Origin of the sequence: Gordonia terrae (assembly GCF_051789125.1) — a bacterium.
Lineage (GTDB): Bacteria > Actinomycetota > Actinomycetes > Mycobacteriales > Mycobacteriaceae > Gordonia > Gordonia terrae_A.
This window is the reverse complement of sequence record NZ_CP196526.1, coordinates 846,650-858,126: the sequence shown is the minus strand read 5'-3', so window position 1 is coordinate 858,126 and position 11,477 is coordinate 846,650. Positions and strand designations below refer to the sequence as shown.

Below are 11,477 nucleotides of genomic sequence, written 5' to 3'. Positions count from 1 at the left end.
TCAGAACGAGTCGATGATCCGGTCGAGGACCGCGGCGACCTGCTCGGTGGCGGTCCCGCGATCCTCCGCGGCGGCGGCATACAGCGCCGCCTCGTCGAGCGCGCCGATGGCGACGTGTGCGAGAGGGCGGGTCGGCTGCTCGGTGACCTGACCGGCGGCCATGGCCGCGCCCAGCAGTCCCTCGACGAGCGAGAATCCGAATTCCTCGCCGCGAGCGCGCCATTCACTCCACCCCATTACCGAGGGCGCCTCGACGAGGGTGATCCGGTGGACCTCGGGTTCGGTGCACAGGTCCAGGAACAGGCGCATCCCCGCCTTGAGAGCGGCGATCGGATCGTCGTCGACGACACCGGCCACCGCATTCGCGATCTGCTCGACGACCCGCTGTTCGGTGTCGTCGTACACCGCGACGAACAGGCCCTTCTTGTCGCCGAACTGGTGGTACAGCGCGCCACGCGTGACCCCGGCCTCCGTCACGATCTCCTGTGTGCCCACCTCGGCGAAACCGCGCGCGCCGAAGAGCGTTCGGCCGGCGGCGATCAGCGCGGCGCGGGTGGCCGCGGTCCGCTCGGCCTGGGTGCGACGGTTGACTTTCATACAGGTTGCACGTAACTTTCATACTCAGTGTTCGTAAGTTCGACCAGTCTACGAGAAGCGGACCTCGCCATGACACCAGCACTGCCGACCGTCGACCTGCCCTCCGGAGTGGTGGAACACGCCACGTACGGGCCGGCCGATTCCGCTCTCCCACCCATCGTCTTCGTGCACGGCGCCGTCGTCGACCACCGCCTGTGGGAGCCCGTGGCCTTGATGCTCGCCGACCGCGGGTACCGGTGCCACGTACCGCTGCTCCCCCTCGGGTCGCATCGCATCCCCTGGGGGCCGGAGGCCGATCGTTCGCCACGCGGCGCGAGCCGTCTGCTGCGCGAGTTCGTCGACCGGTTCGACCTGTCGGCCGCGACACTCGTGGCCAACGACACCGGCGGCGCCGTCACCCAGTTCGCCCTCGACGACGACCCGCGGTTCGTGAGCCGTCTGGTCTTCACCAACTGCGACGCATTCGATCTGTTTCCCCCACAGCCGTTTCGGCTGTATTTCGCGATGATGCAGCGGCGCGCCCTGCTGAAGCCACTGGTCGAGGCGATGCGGTTGCGCGTCCTGCGACACTCGCCGCTCGGTGTCGGCCTGTTGCTCAACGAGCCCGACCCCGGCCTCACCGGCTCGGTCTTCGAGCCTCTACAGCGCGATCCCCGTATCCGCGACGACTTCAGAACGTTCCTCCGGAACATCAGTCCCGCCGAACTGGCCGCGGTGACCCCGCGCATGGCTCGTCTCGACCTTCCGGTCCGGGTGGTGTGGGGACGCGACGACCGTTGCTTCACGCCGGCCCACGGGCGTCGGTTCGCCGCGGTGTTCGGCGACGGTTCCGGTGCGCCGTTCGTCGGCATCGACGATGCCCGGACGTTCGTGTCGCTGGATCAACCGGCCGCGCTGGCCGAGGAGATCATCGCGCTCACATCGCCGGGCCGCACGGCGACGTCATCGCCGGAAGAACCCGCGCACGGACAGGACTGACCGGGGCCGGCGAGAACTCGCCGAGAATTCTTCGCCGTTGGGCGTCGGATTCCGCGGGCCGCACACGACGATAGAGACGTGAGCAGCGACCAACCGGTTTCGATGGCCCGGGGACCTGAGGGATTGCTGGCGGTCTACGACGAGGCACTGCCCCAGGTGTACGGATTCGTGGTCCGCCGCTGCACTGATCGCCGGACCGCCGAGGACGTCACCTCGGAGACGTTTCTGGCCGCGATGGACTCCGTCCGTCGTCGGCGTGACACCGAGCCGACGACGCCGTGGCTCATCGGGATCGCCCGGCACAAACTCGCCGACCACTGGCGCCGTGCCCAACGCGTGCCCGAACCGGTCGATGATGTGCCCGACCAGGGAACCGACCCGTGGGACACCGAACTCGACCGGATGGTCGCCCATCACACCCTCGGCCAGCTCTCGCCGATCCACCGCGCGGTCCTGACACTGCGCTACGTCGACGACCTTCCCGTCGGCGACTGTGCGCAGATCCTCGGCCGCACGGTCGGTGCCACCGAGGCACTGCTGACGCGGGCCAAGCGCGCATTCCGCGCGGCCTATCCCGAACCACAACCCCAGACCAGCGGGAGAGGAGGTCACGCATGAACACCCGGAACAGCACCGACGTCGGCGCGTCACGGGATCCGTTGCACGCCCTGCGCGCTGCCGAGACACCCGGCTTCGACGCCCCTGTCGCTCCCGACCGCGGTTTCGCCGCCGTCTTGCGTGACCGTCTCGAACGCGGGGTGTCACTACCCGAAGGAGTCATCATGTCCACCGCCACCCAGCTCGACGAACCGGCCACCACCGAGACCTCCGCGGTGTCCCGAACCACACCCGCCACGGTCGAACGCCCCGGCGCACTCCCCTATCTCGTCGTCGCACAGCCACAGGCGGCGATCGACTGGTACACCGACGCGTTCGGTGCCCGGCTGCGCGGGCAGCCCGTCGTCATGGAGGACGGGGTGATCGGCCACGCCGAACTCGAAGTGGGCGGCGGCGCAATCTATCTCGCGGCCGAATTCGGCGACCTCGGACTCCGTGCACCCGCTCCCGGACACGTCTCGGTGAGCCTGATGCTCGGCGTCGACGACACCGATGCCGCAGTCGCGACCGCAGCCCGTGCCGGCGCGGCGGTGACCCGCGAGCCGTACGAGGCACACGGCTCACGGACCGCCGTCATCGTCGATCCCTTCGGACACCGCTGGATGCTGAGCGGTCCGTCGACGGCACCGGCGCCCGAGCGTGTGCACCAGGGGGACATCGGCTACATGTCGCTCAACGTCCCCGACGCCTCGCGGGCCCGACGCTTCTACGGCGACGTCCTCGGCTGGGAGTTCGACGCCGACGGCCGTCGCGTGACGAATGTCGGACACCGGCTCGGCATCTTCGAGACCGAGGGCGCCCCGACGATGTTCTGCGCGTACGCGGTCGACGATCTGCAGGCCGCACACGAGCGCATCGTCGCCGCGGGCGGGCGGGGCGAGTTCGGGTCGAGTCCCGACGGGCACCGCGTCGTCGACGCCGTCGACGACCAGGGGGTCCGCTTCGCGGTGTACGAAGCGCGGTCGTCGGACATCCGGCCGGACCAACATGCCCGTGCGGCCGGTGCGATGACCTACCTCACGGTGCTCACCCCCGACAGCGGCCGGTTCCGCGAGTTCTACGGCGCCGTGCTCGGGTGGTCGTTCCACGGCGGGCGCATCGACGACGGCTGGGAGGTCGACGACAGTCGCCCCCAGGTCGGTGTCGCGGGCGGAGCCGAGGCCTCGGTGTCGGTACCGATGTGGGTCACCGCCGATGTGATGGCCGCCGTCGAGCGGGTGCGTGCCGCAGGCGGCACCGTGCTCGAGGAGCCGACAACCGCGCCGTACGGTATCTCGGCACGCTGCACCGACGACCAAGGCGCGGAGTTCTACCTCGGTCAGCTGTTCTGAGGGTCGGTCAGGCCGACAGCAACCCGACGACGAGCACCACGGCCGCGGCGGTCGTCAAAACCGACCGCACGACGTTCCACGGGACCCAGACCCCGGTGAACTGCGACCACACGCGCCCGGCCTCGTCCCCGGGGACCTCGCCCGCAGCGTCGAGACGGTTGTTGGCCGGAACGTTGACGGCCATGGTGATCACCACGCCGAGGGTCGTCAGCGCCGTCGCCGCGACGACCCACCAACGCAGGCCCGAATCCCAGGACGCCCAGGTACTCGCGCACCCGAAGACCACCCCGCCCGCGAAGATCACCGCGAACAGCGGATTGAGTATCGCGCCGTTCATCCGTTGCATCGCCGGCACCGCCACGGCCGCCCCGGCCCGGTTCAGCCCCGGGATGACGGCGTATCCGAAGCCGGCCAGCACCCCGGCGCTGAGCCCGGTGCACACGATCGTGAGAGTCACCAGCACATCTCGCAGCAGTTCCATGCCGACAGTCCACCGCCTCCGGCGCCAGAACACCATGCCCACACGGTGAAATGTCCCGTTCTGTGGTCCCGCTCCCGGTCCGGTACCGCAGGCGACTGTCATGATTGACTCTTGTCCATGTCGTCTCGCTCCCGGGTCCGGGCACTTCTCGCGCGCTCGCCGTTCGGCATCGGGACCGTCGTCCTGCTCCTGTGTGCGGCACTCGTTGTCACCGGCGGCGTGGTGCTCGCCTCCGGCAGCACACAGGCCGACGACACCGAGTACGCCTACGGGGAGCTCCGTGACTACCAGCGCGCCCCGGCCGAAGGCTGGACCATCGTCGGACAAGAAGGCCTGCCCGGTTACCGCGGCGAGGTCACCATCGAGGTCGCCGACTCCTCGGAAGAGGGTTGGCTGGTCGCTTATCCGTCCGGACTGGGGCGCTCCTATGTGATGGTCGATCGTCGTACCGGAAAGCTGCTCTGGGACAACCCGATCAACGCGGGCCTGGGCGACTGCGCCGTCAACGAGGCCGGCCAGGTGGGCTGCGCGGTGCAGCTCGGCGATCCGCTCGACGACGGCTTCTACCTCGTCGACGACCAGGGCGTGCCGACGATGACCTCGCAGTACATGGACACCAAGACGGTCGAGGGGCTCGGCACCAACTTCCTCCGGGTCAACCGCGTCGGTCACCAGGTGTCGCTGAACACCCCGACCGGCAACACGCTCTGGGCGCGCACCTTCGCCGCCCCGGTCGTCTCGGTCGAGGTGACCGGCGACATCGTCGTCATCAAGACCGCCGACGCCAGCCAGCATCTGGTCAACCCGGTCGACGGCGACGACCGCATCGGTTGCGACCAGTGCACCATCAGGCTGTACCCCTCCGGGGTCACCGTCGATCACCAGGCGTACGGCGAGGAGAAGGTCGTCACCTACGCCACGATCAACGGCCGGGTCGACGCCGAACCGGTCGCGACGGCCGAGGGGCTGGGCGTGCTTCCCGGCCCGTCCACCCTGCCGGTCCTCAATGCGGCCAACCGGGTCTTCGTCGCCGAAGGGCAGTACGAGGTCCGCGACCCGGCGCGACCGGATGCGCTGTGGCAGATCCGCGACCGTGAGCTGTCCAAGGCCAACGCGATCACCTGCGGATCGCTCGTCAACTTCGGTCGCCTCGACGGTTCTCGCTCCACCTATGCTCTCGCCGACGGGCATCACATCGGTACCGGCCCGGCTCCCGGCCCGCAGCAGACGGTCCTTGCCAACCCGCGGTGTATCGGGTCGTCGGGTACCACCATGGTCGTGTCCAACCAGGGACAGTTGACCGCCCTCACCCCAGAGAACACCATCGCGTGGGAGCGCGGGCTGTCGTCACCGGGTCTGGTCCGGGTGATCGACGGCTACATCGTCGTGAGCGAGGGCAGCACCCTGTCGATGTTGCGCCCGAACTGACCCACACCCGACGGTCCGCACGGCGCCATCGACAACGGGGCTCACACCTTTTGTGCGCGGTCTCACAATACCGGGATGACACTCCCGCTCACCTGCAAAGACACAGAAATGGCCTGCGGTCCAGTCCTGCATCGGTCACAGGAAGGTAACGCTTTGCTCACGGCGATGTGTACGGTCGGCTCGGTTGCAGAAGCACGAACCATCAGATGTACACGCGAGGTCGATCAGTTTTGGGTAAGCACTCCAAGCCACGGAAGAGGTCCCGCACACCGCTGTGGGCCACAGCCCTCCTGCCGGTAGGCGTCCTGGCGGGCGCAGCCACAGCGGGAGCCGAGCTCTCCAGCCACACGATGGCGCCCACGCCGGTCTCCGCACCGCAGCCGGCCGCCGAGACGGCCACGACGACGCCGGCCCTCACCCCCGCGGTCCAGGCCCGCCCGATCCTGCCGAGCCCGCCACCACCGCCCGTCCGGCCCGCCAGCGTGACGACGGGCGCGGTCCCGGCGACGAACTACGAGGCGTACGAGTCGGCGGCCACCGACGTCAAGAGCACCCACCCGCGATGCGGCATCGACTGGAAGGTGATCGCCGGCATCGGCCGCGTCGAGTCCCACCACGCCGACCAGGGCAACGTGACGCCCGACGGTGCGCTGCGCAGTGCGATCTTCGGTCCGCGACTCGACGGTTCGCTCGCGGGCAACGAGGTCATCAGCGACACCGACGGCGGTTCGCTCGACGGCGACCCGGTCTACGATCGGGCGGTCGGACCCATGCAGTTCCTGCCCTCGACATGGAAGATGTATGCCGCCGACGGCAATCACGACGGGAAGTCCGACCCCCAGAACATCTTCGACGCCGCGCTCACCACTGCGAACTACCTCTGCGACGAGAACCTCGATCTGCGCGACTCGTCGTCGCTGGTCACCGCCGTCCTGCGCTACAACAATTCGATGGACTACGTGAACAAGGTCCTCGGTTTCGCCCGCGAGTACTGATCGCGGCACCCGCCGCACTCAGCTCTGCGTCAGAAATGCCTGCAGCGCAGCCGAATACATGGGCACGTCGGCCGCACCCATGAGCTCTCGCGCCGAATGCATCGCGAGTTGTGGCGCACCCACGTCGACGGTCGCGAGCCCGGTGCGCGACGCGGTGATCGGCCCGATCGTCGACCCGCACGGCAGATCCGCGCGGTGGACGTAACGCTGCATCGGCACACCGGCCGCGTCGCAGGCCAGAGCGAAGACCGCCTCGCCCATGGCATCGGATGCGTACCTGAGGTTCTGGTTCACCTTCAGGACCGGCCCGCCGCCGATGGAAATCCGGTGTCCGGGCTCGTGACGTTCGGGATAGTTCGGGTGTGTGGCATGCGCCATGTCGCCCGACAGGCAGAGGCTCGCGGCCATGGCCTGGAGGAAGTCCGCGCGGGATCCGCCCCGCGCCAGAACGATTCGTTCACAGATCGAGCCCAGGAAGTCCGACGCCGCGCCACGTTCGGAACCGCTGCCGACCTCTTCGTGATCGAACAGCACCAGCATCTTCGTGTGGTTCGACGACCCGGCGTCGAGCAGCGCCCGCAGTCCGGCATAGCAGGTACCCTGATTGTCGAGACGTGGTGCGCTGAGCAGGTTCTCGCCGGCACCGATGATCGCCGACGGAGCGACGTCGTGGGTCATCAGTTCCCAGCCGAGCAGCGTGCCGGGATCGATCCCGGCGTACTCCGCCACCCAATCGAGCACATCCGGCGCCGCGTCGTCCAGACCCCAGACGCCGTTCACGTGGCGCTGGGGGTCGAGTGCCACGCCCTTGCGGTCCTCGGACAGGTGGATGGCGAGCTGCGGCACGCGAACCACGGGCTCGGTCACGTGAACCAGCGTGTGCGCCACCCGATCCCCGGCGCGATATGCGAGCCTGCCGGACAACCCGAGGTCGCGATCGAGCCAGGAGTTCAGCCAGGCCCCGCCGTACGGCTCGAGTGCGATCATCGCGATACCCGCCGACGACCGGTCGGGATGCTGCTTGAGACGCAGGTTGGGACTGTCGGTGTGGCCGCCCACGATCCGGAACGCGGACGACTCCCCCGCCTCCCACGCGATGATCGACCCGCCACGGATCACGTAATACCGCGCCGATGTAGCGCCCAGTTCGGCACCGGACCACTCTCGGTCTTCGAAAAGCCGTGTGTATCCGGCACTCTCGAGTTCTGCGGCGACTGTCGCGCACACGTGGAACGGCGAGGGCGAGGCATCGACGAACGCACCGAGCCCACGTGCGGTCGCGGTGGTCGGCAGTGTCGGGGATGCCGGCATGTGTGCTCCGGAAGTGGGGCGCGGCGTACTCACACCGAGGCGAGAACGGAGTCGATCACCGAGTAGAAGAGCCCGAGACCGTCGTCGCTCGGACCGGTGAGCGGCTCGGTGGCGTGCTCGGGGTGCGGCATCAGCCCAACGATCCGCCCGTTCGGGCTGGAGATCCCGGCGATCTCGAGGGCCGAGCCGTTGGGGTTGCGTTCCGGGAACCGGAACACGACCAGGCCCTCCCCTTCGAGTTCCTCGAGCTTGCGCTGCGACGCCACGTAACGGCCCTCGCCGGACTTCAGCGGGATCAGGATCTCCGCGCCCTGCTCGAACCGGGTCGTCCACGCGGTGGTGTTGGACTCCACGCGCAGCCATTCGTCACGGCAGATGAAGTGCAGTCCCTCGTTGCGGGTCAGCGCACCCGGCAGCAATCCGGCCTCGCACAGCACCTGGAAACCGTTGCAGATACCCAGGACCGGCATACCCTTGCCCGCGGCCTCCACGACCGAACCCATCACGGGCGCGAACCGTGCGATGGCCCCCGCGCGGAGGTAGTCGCCGTAGGAGAAACCGCCCGGGACGATGATCGCGTCGACGCCCTTGAGGTCGGCGTCGCCGTGCCACAGCGAGACCGGCTCGGCACCCGCGAGCCGGACCGCGCGTGCGGCGTCGACGTCGTCGAGTGTTCCGGGGAAGGTGATGACCCCGATACGTGCTGTCATGGCTGCCCTCTACTCCGCGACGCGCGACACGTTGAAGTTCTCGATGACCGTGTTGGTCAGGAGCTCTTCGGCGATGCGCTCGAGCGTCGTGTCGTCGACTGAGTCGTCGACCTCGAGTTCGAATCGCTTGCCCTGACGGACGTCGCCGATGCCGCTGAACCCGAGCCGGCCCAGGGCACCGACGATGGCCTGGCCCTGCGGGTCGAGAATCTCGGCTTTGGGCATCACGTCGACCACCACTCGCGCCATGGACCGCTCCTCAAATGTCTGCTGGTCGGTTGTCGCCTGATCGGTACTTCCGCCGATCAGTTCACGCCGGTCAGCTTACCGGGTGCGCCAAATCGCCTCAGAGCACGGATTCGATGGCGGCGATGACCGCCGGGTCGGTGGGCTCGGTGCGCGGCCGGAAGCGGTTGACGACCTCACCGTCGGCGTTGACGAGAAACTTCTCGAAGTTCCATTGGATGTCGCCCGCCTCGCCGTCGGCGTCGGCGTGCCGGGTGAGTTCGGCGTAGAGCGGGTGGCGACCGTCGCCGTTGACATCTGTCTTCTCCAGCAGCGGAAACGTCACACCGTAGGTCGCCGAGCAGAACGTGGCGATCTCCTCGGCGGTGCCCGGTTCCTGCCCCATGAACTGGTTGCAGGGCACTCCGACGACGGTGAGGCCCTTGTCACCGTATGTCTTGGCGAGCTCTTCGAGGCCCGCGTACTGCGGGGTCAGTCCGCACTTGCTGGCGACGTTCACGACGAGGAGCGGCCCGCCGAAGTCGTTCAGCGAGACGTCGGAGCCGTCGAGTGCAGAAACCGGGATGTCCTTGATGTTGGCCATGAACGCCAGATTAGACGGCCGACGAGGGCTCGGCGGGAGACGGGCATCACAGCACTCGTCGGCTATGCGCAAGGTCACCCTTAATTGCGTTCCTGCAATAGTTGCGTTCGGGTTAGCATTTCCGGGTGCCCAGGGAGTGTGGAGTGAGCAGAGGCGCCGAGGACTCGGTGAACGCTGCGTCGTCGGCACTCAACACATTCCTGGACCGGCTCATCGACCTGAGCCGGCCCGAGGCCCTGGAAAGCCTCGCAGCCACGGAGATCACGTTCTCCCAGTTGCGAATCCTCTCCGCCCTCGGTTGTCACACCGGACCGATGTCGGTCAACGCGATCGCCGAACAGGTCCAACTGTCGCTGGCCGCCGCCGGACGGACGGTGGACAAGCTGGTCTGCGGCGGGCTGGCCGACCGTCGCGAGGACCCGACCGACCGTCGGGTCAAGCGCATCTCCCTCACCGACGGGGGCCGGCGCTACCTGGAGACCCACCTGGCCGTGAAGCACGAGACCGTCCGGCATTTCGTCGCCAACCTGCCGGCCGACATGCGTGACGAGCTCTGCGCCGCACTACGTCCGATCGTCGACGACGCCGTCGACCACTTCTGTCTGCCCGATCGAATAGGAACACCCGAATGACTTCATCCACCGGTGGCCACCTGCACGAAGGCCCACCAGACACCAAGCTGGACCGGCACGTCCTGCTGGTCGCCGGCGTGGTCGTGCTCGGCGCGATCATGTCCATCCTCGACGTCACCGTGGTCGCGGTCGCGCAGAACACCTTCCAGCAGGAGTTCGGCACCGACGCCGCAGGCGCCGCCTGGACGGCGACCGGTTACACGCTCGCCCTCGCCGCTGTCATCCCTCTGTCGAGCTGGGCGGCATCGCGTTTCGGCACCAAGCGGGTGTACCTCGTCTCGCTGGTGCTGTTCACCCTGGGATCGGTGCTGTGCGCGCTGGCGCCGAACATCGGGATGCTGGTCTTGTTCCGCGTGATCCAGGGACTCGGCGGCGGCATGCTGATGCCGGTCGGCATGATGATGCTGACCAAGGCCGCCGGACCCGAACGGGTCGGCTCGGTCATGGCCGTTCTCGGTATCCCGATGCTGCTCGGCCCGATCTCGGGTCCCATCCTGGGCGGCGTCCTGATCGAGCAGCTGAGCTGGCACTGGATCTTCCTGATCAACGTCCCGATCGGCATCGGCGCCCTGATCTTCTCCTGGATCGTGCTGCGTGACGACGCCGAGACCACCCGGCCGTCGATCGACGTCGTCGGATTGCTGCTGCTGTCGCCGGGCCTGGCGCTGTTCTTGTTCGGTATCTCTTCCAGCGCCGAACACCGCACCTTCGTCACCGGTTCGGTTCTGATCCCGACGATCATCGGCGCGATCCTGATCGTCGCGTTCATCTTCCACGCCCTGCGCAAGAAGAATCCGTTGCTCGATCTGCGGCTGTTCGCCAACCGGACGCTGAGCGTCGCCGTCGTGACGATGGTGCTGTTCATGGTCGCCTTCTTCGGTGCGGCACTGCTGTTCCCGCAGTACTTCATCGGCGTGCGCGGCGAGTCCACCCTGACCGCGGGTCTGCTCCTCGCCCCACAGGGCATCGGCGCGATGCTGACGATGCCCATCGCGGGACGACTCACCGACAAAGTGGGTCCGGGCAAGTTCGTGCTGTCGGGCATCGTCCTGATCGTGCTGGGACTCGGGACGTTCATGTTCCTCGGCGCCGACACCTCCTACTGGCTGATCTGCGGTTCCCTGTTCGTCCAGGGGCTCGGTATGGGCATGACCATGATGCCGATCATGTCCTCGGCACTGGCCACCCTCAGCAACAAGCAGGTGCCCGACGGTTCGACGTTGCTCAACGTCATCCAGCAGTCGGCGACGTCGATCGGCACAGCGGTGATCTCGGTGATCCTGGCCAGCAGCCTCGCGAGCAAGCCGGAGGCCGGTCTCGCGATCATGGCGAACACCTCCGACGCGCCGCTGCCGCCGGGCGTGCCGAATCCGCTGCCGGAGTCGTTCTTCGAGACCGCTGCGGACGTGTTCTCCAACACCTTCACGATCTCGGTCGTGCTGATCGTCCTGACGCTGATCCCTGCGTTCTTCCTGCCCCGCAAGAAGATCGCGTCGCCGCTCACCGAAGAGGACATGGACCGCGGTCCGATCATGATGCACTGATCGCTCCCTCTCCCCGCTGGTTG

Annotated in this window: 13 protein-coding genes; 7 read left to right on the top strand and 6 right to left on the bottom strand. The window is 67.8% G+C overall.

The annotated features are described in order from the left end of the window. Positions 1-597 (bottom strand): TetR/AcrR family transcriptional regulator, encoded by a 597-nt coding sequence (locus tag ACSUZC_RS03915; RefSeq protein WP_439031611.1) that lies wholly within the window; start codon positions 595-597, stop codon positions 1-3. Positions 598-666: 69 nt separating this feature from the next. On the opposite strand from ACSUZC_RS03915, the gene ACSUZC_RS03910 reads away from it, so the two are divergent. The 3 genes from ACSUZC_RS03910 to ACSUZC_RS03900 all read left to right on the top strand — a co-directional run bounded on the left by ACSUZC_RS03910 (position 667) and on the right by ACSUZC_RS03900 (position 3,524). Then, a complete protein-coding gene (locus ACSUZC_RS03910; protein ID WP_439031610.1) occupies positions 667-1,575 on the top strand; it encodes an alpha/beta fold hydrolase in 909 nt (302 codons plus the stop codon). A 102-nt stretch (positions 1,576-1,677) separates the two neighbouring features. Further along, positions 1,678-2,193 carry an RNA polymerase sigma factor gene (locus ACSUZC_RS03905; RefSeq protein ID WP_439032986.1) on the top strand — a complete coding sequence of 172 codons (516 nt, stop codon included), beginning with the start codon at positions 1,678-1,680 and terminating at the stop codon, positions 2,191-2,193. After that, positions 2,190-3,524: a VOC family protein gene (locus ACSUZC_RS03900; protein WP_439031609.1), complete on the top strand. Its 1,335-nt coding sequence runs from the start codon at positions 2,190-2,192 to the stop codon at positions 3,522-3,524. The genes ACSUZC_RS03905 and ACSUZC_RS03900 overlap by 4 nt, the downstream gene beginning before the upstream one ends. Positions 3,525-3,531: 7 nt before the next feature. On the opposite strand, the gene ACSUZC_RS03895 is transcribed toward ACSUZC_RS03900, so the two are convergent. Further along, on the bottom strand, positions 3,532-4,005 hold the full coding sequence (locus ACSUZC_RS03895; RefSeq protein ID WP_439031608.1) for an anthrone oxygenase family protein: 474 nt from the start codon (positions 4,003-4,005) through the stop codon (positions 3,532-3,534). A gap of 117 nt (positions 4,006-4,122) precedes the next feature. Here ACSUZC_RS03895 and ACSUZC_RS03890 point away from each other — a divergent pair, with 117 nt between their 5' ends. Together ACSUZC_RS03890 and ACSUZC_RS03885 are read left to right on the top strand one after the other, a co-directional pair. Further along, positions 4,123-5,433, top strand: coding sequence for an outer membrane protein assembly factor BamB family protein (locus ACSUZC_RS03890; protein ID WP_439031607.1), 1,311 nt, complete (start codon positions 4,123-4,125; stop codon positions 5,431-5,433). A gap of 230 nt (positions 5,434-5,663) precedes the next feature. Further along, the gene (locus ACSUZC_RS03885; protein WP_439031606.1) at positions 5,664-6,428 is read left to right on the top strand and encodes a lytic transglycosylase domain-containing protein; all 765 of its coding nucleotides are present in this window, start codon (positions 5,664-5,666) and stop codon (positions 6,426-6,428) included. An 18-nt stretch (positions 6,429-6,446) separates the two neighbouring features. Here the strand turns inward: ACSUZC_RS03885 and ACSUZC_RS03880 are convergent, their stop codons facing one another. From ACSUZC_RS03880 to ACSUZC_RS03865, 4 genes are all read right to left on the bottom strand, one after another. After that, the gene (locus ACSUZC_RS03880) at positions 6,447-7,739 is read right to left on the bottom strand and encodes a M18 family aminopeptidase (protein WP_439031605.1); all 1,293 of its coding nucleotides are present in this window, start codon (positions 7,737-7,739) and stop codon (positions 6,447-6,449) included. A 29-nt stretch (positions 7,740-7,768) separates the two neighbouring features. Continuing rightward, positions 7,769-8,449, bottom strand: coding sequence for a phosphoribosylformylglycinamidine synthase subunit PurQ (purQ, locus tag ACSUZC_RS03875; RefSeq protein WP_238423327.1), 681 nt, complete (start codon positions 8,447-8,449; stop codon positions 7,769-7,771). A 9-nt stretch (positions 8,450-8,458) separates the two neighbouring features. After that, on the bottom strand, positions 8,459-8,698 hold the full coding sequence (purS, locus tag ACSUZC_RS03870) for a phosphoribosylformylglycinamidine synthase subunit PurS (RefSeq protein WP_004020746.1): 240 nt from the start codon (positions 8,696-8,698) through the stop codon (positions 8,459-8,461). Positions 8,699-8,795: 97 nt separating this feature from the next. Further along, positions 8,796-9,278: a glutathione peroxidase gene (locus tag ACSUZC_RS03865; protein WP_439031604.1), complete on the bottom strand. Its 483-nt coding sequence runs from the start codon at positions 9,276-9,278 to the stop codon at positions 8,796-8,798. A 143-nt stretch (positions 9,279-9,421) separates the two neighbouring features. On the opposite strand from ACSUZC_RS03865, the gene ACSUZC_RS03860 reads away from it, so the two are divergent. Then, positions 9,422-9,910, top strand: a complete 489-nt coding sequence (locus tag ACSUZC_RS03860) for a MarR family winged helix-turn-helix transcriptional regulator (protein WP_439031603.1) — start codon at positions 9,422-9,424, stop codon at positions 9,908-9,910. Further along, positions 9,907-11,454 carry a DHA2 family efflux MFS transporter permease subunit gene (locus ACSUZC_RS03855; RefSeq protein ID WP_439031602.1) on the top strand — a complete coding sequence of 516 codons (1,548 nt, stop codon included), beginning with the start codon at positions 9,907-9,909 and terminating at the stop codon, positions 11,452-11,454. The genes ACSUZC_RS03860 and ACSUZC_RS03855 overlap by 4 nt, the downstream gene beginning before the upstream one ends. Positions 11,455-11,477 lie beyond the last annotated feature (23 nt).

Coding starts and splice junctions, on each gene's coding strand:
- ACSUZC_RS03890 (WP_439031607.1), top strand. CDS start 4,123: ATGTCGTCTCGCTCCCGGGTCCGGGCACTTCTCGCGCGCTCGCCGTTC.
- ACSUZC_RS03915 (WP_439031611.1), bottom strand. CDS start 597: ATGAAAGTCAACCGTCGCACCCAGGCCGAGCGGACCGCGGCCACCCGC.
- ACSUZC_RS03880 (WP_439031605.1), bottom strand. CDS start 7,739: ATGCCGGCATCCCCGACACTGCCGACCACCGCGACCGCACGTGGGCTC.
- ACSUZC_RS03865 (WP_439031604.1), bottom strand. CDS start 9,278: ATGGCCAACATCAAGGACATCCCGGTTTCTGCACTCGACGGCTCCGAC.
- purQ (WP_238423327.1), bottom strand. CDS start 8,449: ATGACAGCACGTATCGGGGTCATCACCTTCCCCGGAACACTCGACGAC.
- ACSUZC_RS03900 (WP_439031609.1), top strand. CDS start 2,190: ATGAACACCCGGAACAGCACCGACGTCGGCGCGTCACGGGATCCGTTG.
- ACSUZC_RS03910 (WP_439031610.1), top strand. CDS start 667: ATGACACCAGCACTGCCGACCGTCGACCTGCCCTCCGGAGTGGTGGAA.
- ACSUZC_RS03895 (WP_439031608.1), bottom strand. CDS start 4,005: ATGGAACTGCTGCGAGATGTGCTGGTGACTCTCACGATCGTGTGCACC.
- ACSUZC_RS03855 (WP_439031602.1), top strand. CDS start 9,907: ATGACTTCATCCACCGGTGGCCACCTGCACGAAGGCCCACCAGACACC.
- purS (WP_004020746.1), bottom strand. CDS start 8,698: ATGGCGCGAGTGGTGGTCGACGTGATGCCCAAAGCCGAGATTCTCGAC.
- ACSUZC_RS03905 (WP_439032986.1), top strand. CDS start 1,678: ATGGCCCGGGGACCTGAGGGATTGCTGGCGGTCTACGACGAGGCACTG.